Genomic DNA, 18,347 nt, shown 5'->3' with positions numbered 1-18,347 from the left:
CCGACTCTGTCGGGCTTAGGTGGGAGCCTATGCCCAGACGAGCCAACCGGCTTGCTGCGTGGCCGGCCGTTCGCGCTGACCACAGGTTCCGCGCCAAACTATTCGCCCGGATCCCGCCGCGAGCACCTTGAGCTACATCGGACCAACTGAGTGTTCGGCACCGCTGGGCCAGCGGGCTCTTCCGCTTACGCGTGCCAACTCCAGCACGGAACGACCAGTTGGGAGCGCCGCGCCTAACTATCTGCCCTGGGCGGCGTCACCGTTACGCTAGCCAGAGGGTGGGCCCATCAACGGGCTTGCCCCCTACGGAGCTCCTGCTCCCAATCTGCTCCCAATTTAGGGGCAACAGCGCGGAAGCCCGTTACCTATGACTCCGGTGACGGGCTTCCTACCTGCACATACTCATGGTGGGCGATACTGGGATCGAACCAGTGACCTCTTCGGTGTGAACATAGTCGTCTACTCGTCCGGGGCCCGGACGAAGGAGCGTCACCATCGCCGTGTCATGGCGGCGCGCGTCCTTGGCCCTCCGCAGCTCAGTCGCCTGGTGCGTTTCGGTTGATGGTCTCGCCGTGGAGGCCGTACGCAGAGGTGGCCCTTGCTGTTGGTGGTGACAGGGGACGGGCCCCTGCCACCACCTGACATCAGGTCACGCTGGTCGCGGGGTCGGCTCCTCACCCTGCGGTTTGTGGCTCCTGAGCATGCGAACGGTGGTACTGGTCTTCACCGGGGACTCGGCTGGCCCTTTCAGGAATGGATTGATGTAGACCGGGCGGCGAAGCGATCGGCCTGGGCCGTAGGCTTGGTTGCGCCAGTGGCCGGAAACCCAGAACCGGCTACTCTGACGCCGGCCGTGCTCCCCCGGCATCGTCTCTGCTGCGTCGCTCGGGCTGCGGCGGCCGCGGATCCGCACGATGCGCACCTCTGGTTGGTCCCGCTTCGTACGGGCATAGGCGTTGACGATGTTTTTGTCGACTCTCGCGACGTCGACCTCTGCGGCCTTCTGAGTGATCAGCAGCCATGTAGCGAACAGGGCGGCTGCGGGGTGGTCGGCATCGATCAGATGTTGCTCAGTGAGGTGGGCGGCCGTCATGGGTACGAGCCAGCCGACTTGCTCCCGGAGCCGTTGCAGGGGTTTGCCTTCGAGTCCGGCCCCGATGGCGCGGTAGAGGACCACCTGCCAGCCGTCGGTGGCCAAGGTCCAGGAGGCGGCGGTGATCTGGTGTTGGGTCACGGGCCGCGACCAGGTGATGAGTACGTTGGCCGGCGGGCCGAGGTCGTGGCCGATGGTGAGGGCGGTGAGCTGGGTGGCGGCGTGTTCGGCGAGGTCGGTGAAGTCGTCGTCGATCCAGTACAGGCGCGACTGGTCGAGTCCGTCAGCGACCTGGGCGCGTCTTCCGGTGAGTCCGAGCGAAGCGGGAAGGTCGTCGTTGCCTCGGTAGAGGTGGGTGAGCCGGTCGCGGACCTTGGGCAGGTCCTTGGCTGCGATGGATGCCGCTGGCCAGGGGGTTGTGGTGAGGAGCGTGCGGCTGGGGAGGCGGGCGGCGAGGAATGCCAGGTGCAGTTCCTGGATGCGCCCTCGTACTTCCGGGTTGGTGCCGACGTCGAGGGCTTGGACGGCTCGGTCGACGACCAGGTCTGGGCGGCCGTCGTCGATGTGGGTTTGGCAGGTGGCGCATGCTGCCCACGTCTCGCCGAAGTTCTGCACGAGGGTGGCGGTGGAGGCGATGGCGACGGCGGTGACGTTTGCGCCGTGCAGCGTCCAGGTCGGGTAGGGGTCGCCGCAGAAGTCGCAGGTCCGGCGGACGGTGGCGAGTTGGCTGACCGGGACGGGCGCGGGGGTGTGTCCGTCGGTGGCGAGGTGGGCCGGGTGGACGTGGGTGGCTGGTGTGCCGAGGGTGTTGAGCGGGACCAGGCAGGTGCGGCAGGCCATCTCTTCGGGCGGGGTGGTCATGCCGGGGTTCCGTCGATCGGGCGGCGGCGGTCGCGCAGGCGTGGTCCGCGGCGGTGGGGTGCGGGTGGCATGGTCATGCCCGGCTGGTAGGTGGCGTGACGGTTCCGCCCGTTGCGTTTGGCGTGGTACATGGCGACGTCGGCCCGGTGGAGCGCGACGTCGGTGAGTGGATCGGTGGCTTCGACGAGGGCTAGGCCGATGCTGGCGGTGACGGAGTGCTCGTCGGTGCCGAGGGCGACGGGCTCGGCGATGATCGTCGTGAGCGTGTCGGCGATGCGGTCCGGGTCGCCGGCGTGGGTGGGTAGGAGGACGGCGTATTCGTCGCCGGCGAGCCGTGCGGCGGCGCCCCCGTGGACGGCGGCGAGGTCGGCGATGCGGTCGCCGATGGCAATGAGCAGGTCATCGCCGTGGTCGTGGCCGTGGGTGTCGTTGACGTGCTTGAAGTCGTCGAGGTCGATCAGGGCGACGGTGATCGGCTGAGCGAGAGCTCGTTCGGCGAGGGCGGCGTGGACGGCGCGGAGGCCGGCGCGGTTGAGCATGCCGGTGAGCGGGTCGTAAAGCATCGCGCGGTGGGTGTCGGCGAGCTGGTGGCGTAGGCGGTGGATGGTCGGCCAGGCGGTGAGCCGGCCCAGGGCGTAGGCCACCACGGCGGTGGCGATCATGAGCAGTGGTCGGGACACTGGGGTCCTCCCTTGTTGGAGAACCCGGGACGCGGACGTTTCGAGGCGGCGCGTCCCGGGTCTTGATACGACGACGGCCCGCCAGTGGCGGGCCGGTTTCGGTTCTTGATGCAAGGACTCGCGGCACTGGTGGCGAGAGCGTTCGGGCCAGGGTCAGGCCGGCGGCGCCGGACAGCGGGACGTCGCACCGCACTTCAGGTACGACAGCAGCCCGTCACCAGGTGACTGGTCGCGAGATGCTGTCAGCGGCGTATCGGGTGTTTGGCCTGGTCGGCGCGGGGTCTGGCCGGGAGCTCGGCGGGGATGTCGGCGTAGGGCTCAAGGGCCGAGAGCACTTCGGCCGGGTCGAGGATGGTCTCGATCCGGCCGAGGTGGATGACGTCGGGTTGGCGATCGGGTTCGGTCACCGGGTCCCAGGTGAAGTCGACGAGGGTGGCGACGTAGGTGCGGTGTGGGCTCCAGCCGACCTGGATCGTGTACCGGTCGAAGCCCGGTTTGGGTATGAGGGTGTAGAGGCTCATCCGTTCCTTTCGTTGAGATTTCGCGAGGTTGCCGAGTCGACGCCTACGACGGCCTGCTAGCCGCAAAGGCTCGCCCAGAGACCGCCAGCGGCTCTGGTTCTCCGGTGCCGCGCTTCCCTGCTCTTGACCCCTGCGGAGGCTGGCGCTGCTCAGGCCTTTCAGGCGCGTACTGCGATAGGCACGACGGGAGACTGACCTCCCTGGCGGCAGGCGTCGCGGCGAGCTAGGGCTCAAGCCGGACGTGTCGGATGCGTTCCTCCGCCGCCTCGATGATTTTGTCTCGGCGTGCGGCGGGCAGAGTGGCGAGCAGGTCGACGTAGTGCTGTTCCTGTGGGGTGAGCGGTTCGGCGAAGGCCTGCTTGTAGGCCAGCCGGGCTGCTTCGTGTTCGGCCTCGATTGGGCCGCTGTGGTCGTAGGCGGAGGTGACTTCGCGGAGTTGCGCGGCTGCGGCGAGGGGGTCTCGGGACAGCGAGGTGTCGTAGAGACGGAAGTTCGCGGGCAGGTCGGCTGCGGTGATGGCGGTGATGAGGCAGAGGTCGGCTTGGACGCTGTAAGGCCACGCGTTGCCGTGGGTGGGTGTTTCGCCGCGGGCGCGCAGGGCAGCACGCTCGGCATACCAGGACAGCCGGGCTTCTTCTGCTCTACGGGCGAGGGCCAGCAGGATGGCGCGAACGGGATCCATGATCGTTACTCCTGTTCCATCGGGTCGTCGGGCAGGGCGAGCGGTTCGGAGTCGACGTCGTTGAGGACTTCCTCGACGACGGTCGGGGGCACCCCGGCCTGTAGGGCTTGAAGGACCGTCTCGGCGAACTGGTAGCTGCCGTCGATGTGGAGGGCGTGTTCGGCAGCCATGGCGGCGAGGACACCGTCGCCGCAGCGCCAGGCAGTGACGGCGAGCAGGGTGGCCGGCGCCGGTACGAGTGGCTCGTCGGCGCGGCGGGTGATGTCGGCCCAGAAGTCGACGTGCCGGCTGTGTGGCTCGGTGAGGCCGACGGCGAGGTCCTGGATGTCCCGGTCGACCAGCAGAGTGGTCAGCCACGCCACCTCGTCATCGGTGAGTCGCGCTCCCGCGTCGTGTCGACGTAGCGCGTCGCGGACCGCCTGCTCACCGGCCTCATACATCGCGGCGCCGCCGGCGACGCGCAATGCCTCTAGTCGGAGGTGCGCCCCGCGGCTGGCCCGTTGGATGGCGTCGCGTGCGGCGCCGCTCACCGGGGTGATCTGGCCGGCGACCGACCCCCGGTCGGGTCGGACGACGACGCCCGCGATGGTCGCTCGGACGGCGACCGTTGATGCGATGGGATCGAAGGGGGTTCCCTGGGGCGGGCAGCAGGCGGGGTTGTCGCAGATGAGGCTGAACAGGCGATCTCCGGCGATGCGCAGCAGGTCGAGGACGGGCAGTCCGGCGGCGACGAAGGCATCGCTGAGGGCGCGCAGCGTCGGGTCGATGGGGTCCGGCGTGCCGTAGCCGATCATCACCACGTGGGTGAGTGGCTGTTGCCGCTGCACGACGGGGATGAGCTGAGCGGCGAAGGCGTCCAGCTGGTGTGCGTACTCTGAGCCGGTGGGCAGGTCCCCGCGGGCGGCGAAGACGATCCGTCGGCCGTTGCAGGCGATGACGACGGCGCTGCCGTCGCTGGGGTGAAAACCGATGAGGTAGGGCACGGCGGCGGCCAGATCGGCTGGCGAACGGACTGTCACTTTGTTCTCGGGTAACGACACGATGACCTCCACGATGTGATTCGGGTCGAGGGAATGGGATTGCCGACGGCATGTGGCCGGGCGGCGGTGCGTAGACCTGATGCCGGTTGGTGGTGCCGCCGGCGGCGTCCGGCTGGTGACAGACGGCAGCGGCGGCCACCCGAGTGGTGGCCGCCTGACCGACGGATGGAGCGCCCGATCGCCAAAGGCGCGAGCGGACTAGATAGATTGCGGCGTTCTGAGGCTGGCGGTGGCGGCCGACCGAAGCGGTGGGCGCGATGCCGTCGCGGAGGCGTCAGACGAGCGCGAAAGGAAGAGAAATGAAGGAGCCCTCAGACTATTCGGGCTCCCGCAGACAGGGCCCGACGTGTCAGACCTGGCCATCTGTCAGGCCCTGACAGCCCAACCGCCGCGATGCCGGCAGCTCCACGGAGGTGTCTATGGTCGCCGTAGCACGAGGACGTCCTCATGCGCGATCAAGTGCATGGGAATGCCGTCGTCGCGGGCGCGGCGAACAGCCAGCAGCACGAACATGTTCGCCCGGTGGACGATCTGCCCGTCGCGGACAGCGGCGAGCATCGCCGCACACCGCTGCACCGGAATCAGCCCAACCGACCGGGCGACGGTGAGCAGCTCGCCAGGCAGATCAATCAGGTCGTCGCGCTGGCGGCGCACCGGCCGGCAGGTGATCACGACGATCCCGCCAGGGCGCAGAAGCCGGTAGCTGGCGGCAAGGATCGCGGCGAACCCGTCGAGCAGACGCGACCAACCACCGTAGGCGAGGTTGCCGCTGTGCCGGTCCCCGTAGTGGTGGTGTCGCTTGCGCACGCCGGCGCTCGTCGTCTGGACAAGTCCGTGAGTGCCGCGTCCGTAAGGCGGTGAGGTGAGCACGAGGGCGACTTGGCCGACGATGGTGGCGGGCACTAGGTCGAGCAGTCCGGTGGCGTCGCCGTTGAACACCCGCGCGGTTCCGGGGGCGTTCTGCCCCGTGGCAAGAGCGATGTTGGCCTCGGCGATGGCGGTGTAGCGGGGTTCGATGTCGATGCCGAGTCCATGACGGCCGAGGTGCATGGCCTCGACCAGGGTGGTCCCGACCCCGCACATCGGGTCGAACACCAGGTCCCCCGGTCGGCTGTAGGTGGCGATGGCATGAGCGGCCGCGTGGGGCAGCATCTTGGCCGGATGGCTCGACGTCGTCGGAACGTATCGGCCCCGCCGCTGGTCACGGGCGGGTATCTGGCAGGTCAGCCACACCGAGGTGATCGGAAGCGAGTCACCCATGGCCGTCGCCGAGCTGCGTGGTGCCTCGGGTCAGGATCAGCACGTCGGTGTGGATGTCGAGGTGCGTGCGCAGGCCGCGCCGGGGCGGTCGGTCAGCGGCCACGATGTGCTGCAGATACATCAGTCCGGCGCGCTTGGCGGCGACGACCACGTCGACAGGCATGACAACGTCGTCGTGCGGTAGCAGCACCGCGACGCAGCCACCAGGCAGCAGACTCGCGCGGCAGCGGGTGAAGAACGCCTCCGGCGCCGCAGCGTCGTGGGGCGGCCAGCCGGAGACGATCAGCGTTGCCCGCTCCGGACCCCGCTTCCCGGGACCCGCCAGAGTCAGATGGGCACGGCGCTGCGAGCCGATAATCGCGCGGGCCAACTGCGGCCCCACCGCCAAGTCGATGATCAGATCGGATGGGTGGCTGAGATTGTGGACCAGCCGCACGCCCATCGCGTTGGACATGGTCTCCCCCGCCTGCGGCGCAGGAACCGGCCACACGGTGATCGGCACGGGCGGGTCGCCGGGCACCACATCCCCTACCGGATTGGGTGCGCGACGGGGCTTCTTGTTGGTCATAGGCACGGTGGCCCCCGGACCGGCGGACGTACTGACGATTCCCAGGGCCGCGCTGACAGGCCGATCGAACCCACCCCCGGTCTGACAGGACCCGTCACCCCGACGGCAAGCGGCACCAGGTCAGCAGGCACGACCCGCCCTGATGTGTGTGAACCTGTCAGGGCCGGACACGACCCGTCCGCCCCTGACAACCAACTCTGGTGTCAGGTCGAGCTGTCCCAATCGAGGGCCTCGGGAACGTCGCACCAAGGCGACGTCCTTCGGTCGAGAGGACCTCACCATGGCACCAACGACGCACGCAACGCCGACCGACACAGCGCTGAGCACCGCCGAGAAGGCGTTCGAACTGCTGACCTGCGAACCCGCACCGCTGATGTTCGACGCCCGGCCGGTGCCAGGCCTGCCGGACAGGCCACTGCCGCTGGACGAGCTACGCACGTTGCTGCTGGGCGAGCATCACAGCAGCGACACCACCGACGCGCTGTGGCGACAGCTGGCCCACCACGCCCGCGAGTGGGGGCCGGCCTGGGTCGTAGGCGCGATCGGCGTCGCGCTCCCCGCGCTGACACAGCTCGCGGCACGGGTCAGCCGCGGCAGGCCGAGGCACGCCGACGATGTGGACTCCGAAGTCCTCGCTGGCTTCCTCGACGCTCTCCGCACCGCAGACCTGGCGCCGCCGCGGTTATGGCTCCGGCTGTGCTGGGCCGCCTGGCGCGCCGCAGTCGCGGTCGTCAAGGTCTACGACGGTGAGGAACTGCCACCCGACCTCGCAACCGGCTCGCGGACACCCAGAATGCCCTACGGGCATCCTGACCTGCTGCTCGGCCGGGCAGCTGCCGCCGGCCTGATCACCCCCGACACCGCCGAACTGATCAGCGCGACCCGTTTCGGCGACACCCTGATCGAGCACTTGGCCAGCGAGCAAGGCGTGACCGCACCTGCACTGCGGATGCGCCGGCGTCGCGCCGAGCACCTCGTGGCCGCCGCTGTCAGCCGGGGCGACCTGTCCGGCCCGAGTCCTTCCGGCTACCGAGCTCACAGGCACTGACCACGGCTATCGAACCCTCCGGGACGGGGCGCCAGCGGCATGAACCCCGCATGGAGCCAACCCACGCCTCTTCCGCGCGGTGGGCGGCAGATGCGGATGCCGGGTCATGGCTTGTCCGTCGGCGTTGACGCCGCCCGACGATAATGGCGAGATGCTTGCGACCAACGCCTGGTGGAACGCGATCGATCCGCAGTTGCTGAAGCAGATGGACGACTTGCTGTGCGCGCGTCGACTGATCCAGGCGGTCGTCCTCCTGCGCCAGGAAGGCGGACTGCACCTGCCGCCCGGCCTGTACGAGACGCAGGATCTGCTGATCGAACGACGCGCCGAGCTGGGCCGGCAGGGTCTCCTCGAGCCCGAGCCACCGCCACCGACGACCGCGCAGCTGATCGAGAAGGCGGACGCCATCACCGCACCAATCCTCGCCGTCGAAGCCTTTTGGGACGGCGACACACAGGGCTGGTTCGTCGTCCTGGTGGCGATCGTGAGCCGACCGGGCCGACACCACGATCGCTTCGATGAGGTGCCGCTGACGGTGCTACGACACGGCGGAGACATCCGCCTTTTCACCGGGCAGGTACCGCCCTGGCCGGAGGCACAACAGGCGATCGAGCAGGGCCAGGCTGTCGCGCGACATGTCGGCGTGCCGTTCCACTTCACCAACCCGGAAGCGCCGGACGTCGACCTGCCGCGCTGGTGGGACACACAACCCATCTGATAGGCACACACCGCACCGTCGGCCGTCTCCGGAGATCCGAGAGGTAAGCGGGACGGTGCACGCTCATCGGCAGTTCAAGATGCCCAAGTGTCGCGAAGGGCCGACCACCCGTGGTGAGGGGCGCGCGGCTGACGCGCACGGACGGCGGCAGATGAGCGCTTCGGTCGGGGTGTGAGATCGGCGTCAATTCTCCCGGCGCAGTAGGGAAGCACCCGTCGGCACTCGACCCTCCGGCTGAGTCCCGCAGTGCCCGCGATCGATCAGATGCTGCGCCGTCGCACCCGTGGTGAACTAGCCTGCCGCCAGCAACGACGACAAGCCCGAATTACACCCCTCTAAAGACACCCACTCACTGCGCGAACGTCCCATTGATCGCCCAGATGGTCGACTGCTGCCGCTGAAACTCGCCGCCGAGCTTGAAGTTCGCCTTCGACACGTCAGCGGCCAGCTCGCTGGTCACCGAGAAGTCGTCCTTATAGGTCACCTGCAGCTCAAACGACCGCAGCCCGTGCTTGATCCGCTGCCGGGCGATCTCCTGCCAGGCGTCCTCGTGCGGGTACCAAACCAGATCCGGCGGGATAACCGGTTCGGCCGACCCGTCGAGCTCGGCCGAGTACAGGAACTCGCGATTGCGAGACTCCTGGTTCGCTACCTTTGCGCCGACGCTGTCCGCAGCCGGCAAAGCCACCCGAAGGCCGGCCGAGAACTCCCGTCCCCATCCCTGCACCGCCGAAACCTTGATGGAGGTCGCACCAAGGCTGGTTACCAGCCGCAAAGCCTCACTGAACTTGTGTTCAAAGGCCCGCCGGTGAAAATCGGCGAGCGGATAATAGGCAGCAGGCCGGGCCGGGTGCCCGACGTAGACCGTGTCGAACAGCGGATGCCCGAGCGGCAGTTGCAGGCCAGCGATCTCTGCTGTGCGCAGCCGAAGCACTCGGCGCGCACTGGAGCCTGGCGACGACGACTGCTTCAGTGCCACCGCTGCACCAACCGCGGCCACTGCACCGGCGACCGCCAGGGCTACCGCTGGGCGGGTCAGGAAAAGGTGAAGGGGAAAGGAAAAGCCGTCGTTCTTTGAATCCTTGTCGCTGGTCACGGCGACGGTCTGGTCCGATCCGGAGGCAGCGGCGGGCCGCCGGCGATGAGCCAGGATCTCCTCGTCACGCTGCACGACGATCAGCTGCCGTTGGGCGTACGCGAGCGCGAGAACGTCCACAGCTTCCTCCGTCACCGGGCTACCCCCTGCTGTTCCGGATGCCCCGCCACTGTCCAGCATCAGGGCCACTTACAACATCGCCCAGGATGCCGGAGTTCCGCAGCTGCCGCACGGCCCTGGGCTACGAATCTTCGGGTTGACCAGGACCGACGTGTCCCGACAGCGCGAGGAGTCGTGTCACCAGGACCAGAAGCTTCCGCAGGCCAGCGGCCTTCCGCCGTCTGACCTGCGGCTGGATTGGGGCGGTACGCGACACCGTTCGGGCGCACAGACCATAGCGACAGGGCATCGACCATAAAGACAACGACACGCCGGATGGGTCGTTACCTCCCGGTTTGCACCCAGAGCTTGGGACGAGGGGCGATCTCCCTACTCATCGTCCGAGTCCTCATCATCACCGGGCACAATCTTTGCTGCATCCGGCTGTACCGGTGCCGGTTTCGGCGCTCCCAGGCCGACCGAGTCGAGCGCGCCGTGCAGGCTTGCTTTCAGCTGCTGCGCCACGTCCCGCTTGCCCTGGTTGTAAGCAAGCTCCGCTGCAGCGCCGCCTGCTGCACCGGCGCGGTAGTAGCCGCCCCAGATCTCGGCCCAGCGGTAGTCGCTGTTGTTGTTGTCGATGCGGACGACCCAGTAGACCTTGCCGACCTTGCGGACGGTCCAGTAGGTGCCGTCCGAGGTGTAGTCGCGAGCCATAGACGCACCTTAGGGGAGTCCATGTCTGTGCGGATCCAACGGATTACCGCTAGCCAGTGAGCCAATTCTCCGGTAGGAGAAGGGCGCACTCTCATCGGCCAGTTCAGTGCGTTGTAGGCGCATCAGCAGGGTGCGCTGGACCGGCGCTGGCCGGCCCGAGCAGAGCCAGGGGTCGAATGTTCGCCGCTCGCTGACTGGTCGTGTCAGGGCGTGACAGGCGACAGGCGGGTTCGATCTGTCTGACAGCGCAGTTCTGGGCGGTGCATGTCCGACATGGCATGCCCGCCCGGCGGGGGTCGCGCGGCGAGGCCTGAGGTGAGTTCGGCATGGCTGGCGTGGCGTACTGACACCGCGATCCCTGCGCTAGACCGCAAGGGAGGAGCGCCCCCACCGACTCACACCGGTCTCCCCGAGATCCCCGCCGGGCGGCACACAGAACTGTTCTGGAGTGCCGTCATGCATCTGACGCTGTCCGTCCTGTCAGAGATCGCCGCCGCGCCACAGCCGGTAGCGGTCAATTCCGTCAATCAGGTCATCTCCAACATCACTGGCTGGATCATGGGCATCATCGCGTTGGTCGCGACGATGTTCCTGGTCATCGGTGGTCTGCGGTACATGGCCGCCGGCGGTGACCCGGCCCAGGTCGAGCAGGCCAAGGGCAACTTCAAGTCCGCGTTGGTCGGCTACGCCTTGGCGGTGTTGGCCCCGGTGATCCTGCAGGTTTTGCAGGGCATCCTCGGCGGCTGAGGATGACCACCTGGTTGATGAACGATCTGGTCCGCTGGCTCGCGGAACGGGTGATCGATCTCCTTGGCGGGCTGCTGGCTTTCCTGACGTCCTCGATCTTCGTGTCGCCGGATGTGACCGGGCTGCCGCAGGTGCAGTCGATCGCCGGGAAGAGCGCCCTCGTGGTCGACGCCTGCTTCATTCTCGCGATCGTCGCCGCGGGCGCCGCGGTCATGTTGGGCGACTCCGTCGAGACCCGCTACACGGTCAAGCAGCTCGTGCCGCGGCTCGTGGTTGGGATGGTCCTGTCGGCGTTCGCGGTTCCGTTGACCGGTGTGCTCATCGAGGTGGCGAACGCGTTGACCACGTCGTTGGCCGGGGTGGACGCTCCGACGACCGAGGCGGTCACGTTCGTCAAAGCGCGGCTCGCTTCCGCGGTGGGTGATCCGAGTTCTGGTCTGCTGATGCTGATCATCGGGCTGCTGATCGTGGTGCTGATGTTCCTGCTCGTCGGCGGCTGGCTGACCCGCATCGCGGTGCTGGTCGTGTTGGCCGGTGTCGCGCCGGTGGCCCTGGCCTGCCACGCGACGCCCTGGACCGAGGGGGTCGCGCAGTTGTGGTGGCGGTCGGTGCTGGGCTGTTTGGCCACCCCGACGATCCAGGCGGTCACGTTCTCGGCCGGCGTCAACCTGGTGATCGATCCGCGGGGGAACCTGCCGGTCCTGCTCGGCCTGCCTGGCTCCGACACCCTGAACCTGCTGCTCGTGGTCGTCGTGCTGTGGACGACGGTCAAGGTTCCGAGCCTGGTGCGGCGGTTCTCCGGTCAGCAGGGCCGCAGCGTCGGCATCGGCGGCGTCGTCCTGCGAACGGTGGCCCTGCAGGGGATGACCCGCAACCTGGGCCGACTCAGAGCCGCCCCGGTCCGGCGCACGCCGCTGGCGTCGAGCAACCCCATCCGACCGCCCTACCGCCACATGCCTGGCGTCTACCCCAGCCCGGAGTGATCAATGGACAATCTGGATGATGTGGCGCCGCGTGCGGTGGTGCCGGCCAACGTCAACGAGCCGGACCGGGTCGCTTTCGGGCTCACCTTCCGTCAGCTCGGCATCATCGGCGGCGTCGGCTTGGCCGCTGCCGGTGTCTACCGTTCGTTCGGGCATCTGCTGCCGCGGCCCGTGTGGCTCACCGTTGGTGCTGTCGTGTTTGCTGTCGCGGTCGTGGTGGCGCTCGGGCGCCGCGACGGCCTGTCTTTGGACGTGTGGCTGCGGCACGCCTTCACGCTCTCTCACAGCCCTCGTGTGCTGACACCCGGCGCGGCCCGCGCGGTCCCGGGCGCGGCCGTGGAGGGGAAGCCGATTGTGCCGGCGCTGTTGCGGTCGCCGGTGACGGCGGTCAGCCCTGCTGGTGTGCTCACCAGCGGGGGCAGCGAGAAGGTGGTGATCGCCTGCGGCACCACCAACATTCACCTGCGCACCGGCGGGGAGCAGGGCGCGTTGCTGGACGGGTTCGGCCGGTTCCTCAACGGCTTGACCGGGCCGGCGCAGATCGTCGTGGCCGCGCAGCGCCACGACCTCAGCGCCCATGCGCAGGCCGTCGCCGATCACGCGCGGCGCCTGCCGCACCCGGCGCTGCAGGCCGCCGCCGCAGACCACGCCCAATTCTTGCTGGAGCTCGACGGTGAGCGTGATCCGTTGCGCCGGCAGGTCCTGGCGGTCGTCACCGGCGCGCGCGCCGGCGACACCGCCGTGCGGGCGTTGTCCGGGCTCGGCGTGCACGCCGCCGTGTTGGACGGGTCTGCGGTGTGCGCCGCGCTCGCGGGCGCGGTCGACCCGTTCTCCCCACCGGTGCCCGGCCCGCGCGCGGTGCCCGGCGTCCCCATCACTCTGCGGAGCAGCACATGAACCTGTGGAAAATCCCCAAGAAGAGTGTCCGAGGCGTAGAGGGCATGCCGTCGCCGGCCGCGTTGTCGCTTACCCCGTCGCATGTGCGGGTTGGTGACGGTTACGCCGCCACCTACGTCGTGTGCGGCTACCCGGCGGAGGTCGGCCCGGCGTGGCTCGACCCGCTGCTGTCCTACCCGGGACGCGTCGACGTCGCGGTGCACCTGGACCCGGTGGTGCCGCAGTTGGCCGCGCCGATGCTGAAGCGGCAACGCGCCCGCCTCGAATCCTCGCGTCGGCTCGACGCCGACGCCGGGCGGCTGGGCGATCCGATGGTCGAGGCCGCCGCAGCCGATGCCGCCGATCTGGCTGAGCGTGTCGCCCGCGGGGCGGCGAAGCTGTTCGAGGTCGGCATCTACGTCACCCTGCACGCCCGCACCCTCGACGACCTCGCCACCCTCACCGCGGGCGTGAAGTCCGCTGCGGCGAGTGTGCTGCTGGACCTGCAGCCGGCGACGTTCCGCCACCAGCAGGGCTGGCTCTCGACGCTGCCGGTCGGGGTGGACCCGCTGCGGATGCGCCGCGTGCTGGACACCACCGCTCTCGCGGCGGCGTTTCCCCTCGCCTCGCCGGACCTCCCCGCCCCCACACCCGGCGACATAGCCCCTGCGGAGGGGGTGTTGTACGGGGTCAACACGACCTCCAACGGGGTGCTGGTGTGGAACCGGTGGGCGCAGGACAACCACAACTCGGTCGTCCTCGCCCGCTCCGGGGCGGGCAAGAGCTACTTCGTCAAGCTCGACGTCCTGCGCAACCTGTATCAGGGCACGACCGTCAGCGTCATCGACCCTGAGGACGAGTACACCCCGTTGGCCGACCACGTCGGCGGCACGGTCGTGCAGCTGGGCCTGCCGGGGGTGCGCATCAACCCGCTCGACCTGCCCGACGACCGGCGGCCGGACACGCTCACCCGACGCGGCCTGTACCTGCATACGCTGATCGCGGTCATGCTAGGCGCGGCCCCGCCGCCGGCCGAACGCGCCGCCCTGGACCGGGCCATCACCGCGACCTACGCCCGCGCCGGCATCAACGCCGACCCGGGCACCTGGACGAAGCCCGCTCCCCTGCTGCGTGACCTGGCCGAGGTGCTCGCCGGGGACGGGGACCCGGCCGCCGGGCAGCTGGCCGCCCGGCTCGCTCCCTGGACGGTTGGGAACTTCGCCGGCCTGTTCGACGGGCCCACCACCACGGTCCCGCACGGGCACCTGGTGGTCTGGTCGCTGCGACATTTGCCCGACGAGCTGCGGACCATCGGCACGCTGATGGCGCTCGACTCGATCTGGTCGGGCATCGACACCCCGCCGGCCGGCACTAGCCGGGGTCGGCATCTGGTGGTGGTGGATGAGGCGTGGCTGCTGATGCGCGACGGTGAAGGCGCGCGGTTCCTGTTCCGGATGGCGAAGGCGGCCCGCAAGAGGTCGGCGGGGTTGTGCGTCGTCACGCAGGACGCGGCGGATGTGCTGTCGACCGCCCTGGGGCTCGCCGTGGTGTCCAACGCCGCGACGCAGGTGCTGATGCGCCAGAGCACCCAGTCGATCGACGCTGTGGTGGAGGCGTTCAACCTCACCGCGGGTGAGGCGCGGCTGCTGCTGGTCGCGCCCCGGGGCGAGGGGTTGCTCGTCGCGGGCAGGTCGCGGATCCCGTTCCGCAGCGTCGGGTCGGCCGCGGAGCACACGATCGCCGTCACGGGCATCGGGGAGACCGAGTGACCGCCACCCCGGGCTGGGCCGCCGAGATGGGGCATTGGGTGCTCGCCCGGCCGTGGCTGGCCTTCGTCGCTGCCGCGATCGTTGTCGCGGCGGTGTTCGGGCATGACCAGATGCTCGCCTGGCGGCACCGGCGGTTCACCGCCGGCGCGCGATGGCTGACCGTCGCCGCCCCACCGCAGGTCACCGCCGAGGCCGCCGCAGCGTTCTGGACCACCCTCACCGGCGTCCTCACGCCGTCGGTGTGGCGCCGCCGGGTGTTCGGCTACCCGCATGTCGGCTGGGAGTACACGTGGACCGGCCGCGCGCTGACCATCCGGGTCTGGGTGCCCGGCACGGTGCCGCCCGGCGCGGTCGAGGCCGCCGTCCGCGCGGCCTGGCCCGCCGCCACCATCACCACCACAGATGCCGCCGCGCCGATCCCGCCGCAGGTCGGTGAGGGGGTGGGTGGGGCGCACTGGCCGCAGCACCTCGATGGGCTGCCGCTGCGCAGCGACCACGACACCGATCCGCTGCGGGCGCTGCTCGCCGCCGGCGCCGAGGTCGGCCCCCGCGAGCACGCCTGCGTGCAGGTCCTCGCCCGGCCGGCGCGAGCCCGCCGGGTCCGCGCCGCCCGAAGGGCGGCGGCAACCGCCGCCACCCACCCGCACGGGCGGCCGGATCTGGCCGCGCGGGCGGTGTCGGGTATGGCGAGGCTGGCCGTCGAGCCGCTGCTGTGGCTGCTCGACGTGTTCACAACCGGCCCGTCCAGGCCGTCGCGCGGCTCGACTGTGGTGGGTCGGGTGGCCGAGCGAGATCCGGTGGCCGCGGCAGAGGCCCGCACGGTCGTGGACAAGGCGGTGCGGGTACCGCACTTCGAGATCGCGGTCCGGTTCGCCGTCGCCCGCGACCCGGACACCACACCACCGGATGCGGGGCGGGCCAAGCGCACCCGCGAGCGGCTGATCGGGCTGGGGCACACCATCGCCTCGGCCGCCGCCACGTACACGGGCCCGAACCGGCTGCGGCGCATGAAGATGCCCCACCCGGTCTCCACCCTCGCCGGGCGGCGGTTACGGCGGGGGTTCCTGGCCACCGTGGCGGAACTCGCGGCCCTCGCCGCGCTGCCGCAAGACCTCGCCGTGCCCGGCCTCGACCGCGCCCGAGCCAAGGCTGTGCCGGCGCCCGTGCAGGTCCCCGGCGGTGGGCGTGGAGTCAAGATGCTCGGCCGCGCGCAAATCGGCCGCCACAAGGTCGGGTTGACCGTCACCGACGCCCGCCAGCACGTGCACGTGGTCGGCAAGACCGGCGTCGGGAAGTCCACGCTGCTGCTGAACATGATCCTCGGCGACATCAAAGCCGGCCGCGGCACGGTGGTCATCGACCCGCGCGGAGACCTGATCACCGACATCCTCGACCGGCTCCCCGCCTCCCAGGCCGGCAAGATCGTGATCATCGACCCGGACCAGGAGAACCCCGGCTGCTTCAACCCGCTCGATGACCGGGGAGACCCGCACCTGGCGGTGGACAACCTGGTGGGGATCTTCGCGAAGATCTTCCAAGGGCAGTGGGGGCCGCGGATGGACGACACGATGCGGGTGGCGTGCCTGACGCTGATGCGCCACGCCAAACCGACGCTGAGCCTCGTGCCGTCGCTGTTGCAGGACAAGGACTTCCGGGCCCGGTTCACCCACGGCCTGGACGACCCGGACGGTCTCGGCGGGTTCTGGGTCTGGTACGACGGCATCAACGAGCAGTTCCGCGGGCAGGTCATCGCCCCCGTCCTGGCCCGGCTACGCGCTTTTTTGCTGCGCGACTTCGTCAAGTCGGTCATCGGCAACGCGCACAGCTCGTTCGACATGGGCCGGGTCCTCGACGGTGGGGTGCTGCTGTGCCGGCTACCCAAGGGGGTGCTCGGCGAGGAGACGACGAGGATCCTGGGCTCGCTGATCGTCGCCCGCGTCTGGCAGGCCGCCATCGCCCGCGCCAGCATCCCGGAGGACCAGCGCCGCGACGCCGTGCTGTACGTCGACGAGTGTCAGAACTTCCTGACCCTGCCCGGCTCGGTCGGGGACATGCTGGCCGAGGCGCGAGGGTTCCGGCTGGGTCTGGTGCTGGCGCACCAGGACCTGGCGCAGCTCCCGAAGGATGTCGCCGCAGCAGTGTCCGCCAACGCCCGGTCGAAGCTGTTCTTCAACGTCGACCCGGCCGACGCCCGGGAACTGTCGCGCCACACCAGACCGGAGCTCGACGAGCACGACCTCGCCCACCTCGACGTCTACACCGCCGCCGCGCGGCTGCTGGTCGGCAACCGGGAGCTGCCTGCGTTCACGTTCACCACCAACCCGCCGGCGGACCTCGTAGGTGAGGCGACCGCGATCCGTCAGGAGTGCGCCGCCGCGCACCGCCGCGCCGACGGTGAGCCGCCGATGCAGCAGGTCGCCCGCTCGGCGATGAAACGGCGCATGGCCGGCCGCGAGCGCTGAGCAAAGGCCTGCTCGTTTCGGGCCTCGTCTGGGTGCTGGGGTGAGGGCTCGCTTGGGGGTGTCGGCGAGACGAGACCTCACCCGAGCCCTGGCCCGCCGACCTGTCAGGCACCTGAACTGCCCATACCCGGCCCGCCGTCAGCCTGTCCGCGAGATCAACTCGTCCAGACTCCCTACCGGGACTCTCTCCGCAGGGGTACCCATGTCGCAATCACGCTCTGCTGACCTGCTGGCCATCTACCCGCACATCACCAGCCGGGACCGGCAGCTGCTCCACCTCCTCGACGACCATCAGGTCCTGACCACCGATCAGATCCACCAGATGTTCTTCCTGGCCCGACGCACCTGCCAGATCCGCCTCAGCGAGCTGTACGGGCTGGACCTGCTGGACCGGTTCCGGTTCGCGCGCACCGGCGGCGGCAGCCAGCCGTGGCACTGGACCCTCGGCCACAACGGGCGTCGGTTCCAGGCCGCCGCCCACGAACGCCCCGAGCCGACCGCCCGGGCGAGCCGGCAAGCCGTGCAACGGGTGTCGGCCAGCCCGACCCTGACCCACCTGCTCACCGTCAACGAGTTCTTCGTCCGGCTCAAGACCCACACCCGGCGCCAGCCCGAGGCGCGCCTGGACCGGTGGTGGTCGGAGCGCACCACCACCCGGCAGTTCCGCACCATCACCGCCGACGGCCACGGCATCTGGACCGCCGCCGGCGCCAGCGTCGGGTTCTGGCTGGAGGCCGACACCGGCACCGAGCCGCTGGGCCGGCTGATCGGCAAACTCGACCGCTACGCCACCCTGACCCGACGCGTCGGCATCCGGTACCCGGTGCTGTTCTGGCTCGGCAGCGCCGCCCGGGAGGAACACCTGCACCGGCTCCTACGCGGGCGACGCGGCGACGTCCTCGTCGCCACCGCCACCCACGAGACGGACCCAGCCGAAGCGGTGTGGCTGCCGGTCGGCGCCACCGGCCGAGTCGGGCTCGCGCAGCTACCCACCGACCACGGTCAGCCGGTGGCGGACAACCCCAACTTCGACGACGGAGTCTTCGTCCTCTGACACGACCTGTCAGCCGACCCGCCGGAACCTGTCAACGCAGGTGAAGCGCATGATCACGATTACTGGTCGAGGGCGT

General features: G+C 69.6%; 17 protein-coding genes. 8 read left to right on the top strand and 9 right to left on the bottom strand.

The annotated features are described in order from the left end of the window. Positions 1-649: 649 nt before the first annotated feature. From HA073_RS28500 to HA073_RS28470, 7 genes are all read right to left on the bottom strand, one after another. Entirely contained in the window at positions 650-1,954 is a 1,305-nt protein-coding gene (locus tag HA073_RS28500) for a hypothetical protein (RefSeq protein WP_166457711.1), read from the bottom strand. Next, complete coding sequence (locus HA073_RS28495) at positions 1,951-2,634, bottom strand: GGDEF domain-containing protein (RefSeq protein WP_309228070.1); 684 nt, start codon at positions 2,632-2,634, stop codon at positions 1,951-1,953. Before HA073_RS28495 ends, HA073_RS28500 begins: the two co-directional genes overlap by 4 nt. 242 nt (positions 2,635-2,876) lie before the next feature. Further along, positions 2,877-3,155 (bottom strand): hypothetical protein, encoded by a 279-nt coding sequence (locus HA073_RS28490; protein WP_166457710.1) that lies wholly within the window; start codon positions 3,153-3,155, stop codon positions 2,877-2,879. A gap of 223 nt (positions 3,156-3,378) precedes the next feature. Further along, on the bottom strand, positions 3,379-3,837 hold the full coding sequence (locus HA073_RS28485; protein WP_166457709.1) for a hypothetical protein: 459 nt from the start codon (positions 3,835-3,837) through the stop codon (positions 3,379-3,381). A 5-nt stretch (positions 3,838-3,842) separates the two neighbouring features. Continuing rightward, a complete protein-coding gene (locus tag HA073_RS28480) occupies positions 3,843-4,889 on the bottom strand; it encodes a DUF4192 domain-containing protein (protein ID WP_309228069.1) in 1,047 nt (348 codons plus the stop codon). Positions 4,890-5,294: 405 nt separating this feature from the next. Continuing rightward, positions 5,295-6,137 carry a TRM11 family methyltransferase gene (locus HA073_RS28475; protein ID WP_166457708.1) on the bottom strand — a complete coding sequence of 281 codons (843 nt, stop codon included), beginning with the start codon at positions 6,135-6,137 and terminating at the stop codon, positions 5,295-5,297. Then, positions 6,130-6,705 carry a hypothetical protein gene (locus HA073_RS28470; RefSeq protein ID WP_205798872.1) on the bottom strand — a complete coding sequence of 192 codons (576 nt, stop codon included), beginning with the start codon at positions 6,703-6,705 and terminating at the stop codon, positions 6,130-6,132. Before HA073_RS28470 ends, HA073_RS28475 begins: the two co-directional genes overlap by 8 nt. Positions 6,706-6,985: 280 nt before the next feature. Between HA073_RS28470 and HA073_RS28465 the strand changes: the two genes are divergently transcribed. Both HA073_RS28465 and HA073_RS28460 read left to right on the top strand, forming a co-directional pair. Further along, complete coding sequence (locus HA073_RS28465; RefSeq protein WP_166457707.1) at positions 6,986-7,753, top strand: hypothetical protein; 768 nt, start codon at positions 6,986-6,988, stop codon at positions 7,751-7,753. Between the two features lie 151 nt (positions 7,754-7,904). Next, entirely contained in the window at positions 7,905-8,471 is a 567-nt protein-coding gene (locus tag HA073_RS28460) for a hypothetical protein (protein ID WP_166457706.1), read from the top strand. 349 nt (positions 8,472-8,820) lie between these two features. On the opposite strand, the gene HA073_RS28455 is transcribed toward HA073_RS28460, so the two are convergent. Then, positions 8,821-9,687: a hypothetical protein gene (locus HA073_RS28455; RefSeq protein ID WP_166457705.1), complete on the bottom strand. Its 867-nt coding sequence runs from the start codon at positions 9,685-9,687 to the stop codon at positions 8,821-8,823. Positions 9,688-10,056: 369 nt separating this feature from the next. After that, the gene (locus HA073_RS28450) at positions 10,057-10,380 is read right to left on the bottom strand and encodes a hypothetical protein (RefSeq protein WP_166457704.1); all 324 of its coding nucleotides are present in this window, start codon (positions 10,378-10,380) and stop codon (positions 10,057-10,059) included. 456 nt (positions 10,381-10,836) lie between these two features. Here HA073_RS28450 and HA073_RS28445 point away from each other — a divergent pair, with 456 nt between their 5' ends. The 6 genes from HA073_RS28445 to HA073_RS28420 all read left to right on the top strand — a co-directional run bounded on the left by HA073_RS28445 (position 10,837) and on the right by HA073_RS28420 (position 18,271). Beyond that, complete coding sequence (locus tag HA073_RS28445) at positions 10,837-11,127, top strand: pilin (protein WP_166457703.1); 291 nt, start codon at positions 10,837-10,839, stop codon at positions 11,125-11,127. A 2-nt stretch (positions 11,128-11,129) separates the two neighbouring features. Continuing rightward, positions 11,130-12,110 (top strand): conjugal transfer protein TrbL family protein, encoded by a 981-nt coding sequence (locus HA073_RS28440; RefSeq protein ID WP_166457702.1) that lies wholly within the window; start codon positions 11,130-11,132, stop codon positions 12,108-12,110. A 3-nt stretch (positions 12,111-12,113) separates the two neighbouring features. Next, positions 12,114-13,007, top strand: coding sequence for a PrgI family protein (locus tag HA073_RS28435; RefSeq protein WP_166457701.1), 894 nt, complete (start codon positions 12,114-12,116; stop codon positions 13,005-13,007). Continuing rightward, entirely contained in the window at positions 13,004-14,755 is a 1,752-nt protein-coding gene (locus tag HA073_RS28430) for a VirB4 family type IV secretion system protein (protein ID WP_166457700.1), read from the top strand. Before HA073_RS28435 ends, HA073_RS28430 begins: the two co-directional genes overlap by 4 nt. After that, positions 14,752-17,217, top strand: coding sequence for a type IV secretory system conjugative DNA transfer family protein (locus tag HA073_RS28425; protein WP_166457699.1), 2,466 nt, complete (start codon positions 14,752-14,754; stop codon positions 17,215-17,217). The genes HA073_RS28430 and HA073_RS28425 overlap by 4 nt, the downstream gene beginning before the upstream one ends. A 202-nt stretch (positions 17,218-17,419) precedes the next feature. Then, on the top strand, positions 17,420-18,271 hold the full coding sequence (locus HA073_RS28420; protein WP_205798871.1) for a replication-relaxation family protein: 852 nt from the start codon (positions 17,420-17,422) through the stop codon (positions 18,269-18,271). The last annotated feature ends 76 nt before the right edge of the window (positions 18,272-18,347 follow it).

The organism is Micromonospora sp. CMU55-4 (assembly GCF_011602315.1).
GTDB lineage: Bacteria > Actinomycetota > Actinomycetes > Mycobacteriales > Micromonosporaceae > Micromonospora > Micromonospora chalcea.
Note: the sequence above shows the minus strand (reverse complement) of the source record. Positions and strands in the feature narration are given on the sequence as shown.

Bases quoted from the DNA above. Each gene is read 5' to 3' on its own strand.
- HA073_RS28500 (WP_166457711.1), bottom strand. From the start codon at position 1,954: ATGACCACCCCGCCCGAAGAGATGGCCTGCCGCACCTGCCTGGTCCCG.
- HA073_RS28490 (WP_166457710.1), bottom strand. From the start codon at position 3,155: ATGAGCCTCTACACCCTCATACCCAAACCGGGCTTCGACCGGTACACG.
- HA073_RS28485 (WP_166457709.1), bottom strand. From the start codon at position 3,837: ATGGATCCCGTTCGCGCCATCCTGCTGGCCCTCGCCCGTAGAGCAGAA.
- HA073_RS28475 (WP_166457708.1), bottom strand. From the start codon at position 6,137: ATGGGTGACTCGCTTCCGATCACCTCGGTGTGGCTGACCTGCCAGATA.
- HA073_RS28470 (WP_205798872.1), bottom strand. From the start codon at position 6,705: ATGACCAACAAGAAGCCCCGTCGCGCACCCAATCCGGTAGGGGATGTG.
- HA073_RS28465 (WP_166457707.1), top strand. From the start codon at position 6,986: ATGGCACCAACGACGCACGCAACGCCGACCGACACAGCGCTGAGCACC.
- HA073_RS28460 (WP_166457706.1), top strand. From the start codon at position 7,905: ATGCTTGCGACCAACGCCTGGTGGAACGCGATCGATCCGCAGTTGCTG.
- HA073_RS28450 (WP_166457704.1), bottom strand. From the start codon at position 10,380: ATGGCTCGCGACTACACCTCGGACGGCACCTACTGGACCGTCCGCAAG.
- HA073_RS28445 (WP_166457703.1), top strand. From the start codon at position 10,837: ATGCATCTGACGCTGTCCGTCCTGTCAGAGATCGCCGCCGCGCCACAG.
- HA073_RS28440 (WP_166457702.1), top strand. From the start codon at position 11,130: ATGACCACCTGGTTGATGAACGATCTGGTCCGCTGGCTCGCGGAACGG.
- HA073_RS28435 (WP_166457701.1), top strand. From the start codon at position 12,114: ATGGACAATCTGGATGATGTGGCGCCGCGTGCGGTGGTGCCGGCCAAC.
- HA073_RS28430 (WP_166457700.1), top strand. From the start codon at position 13,004: ATGAACCTGTGGAAAATCCCCAAGAAGAGTGTCCGAGGCGTAGAGGGC.
- HA073_RS28420 (WP_205798871.1), top strand. From the start codon at position 17,420: ATGTCGCAATCACGCTCTGCTGACCTGCTGGCCATCTACCCGCACATC.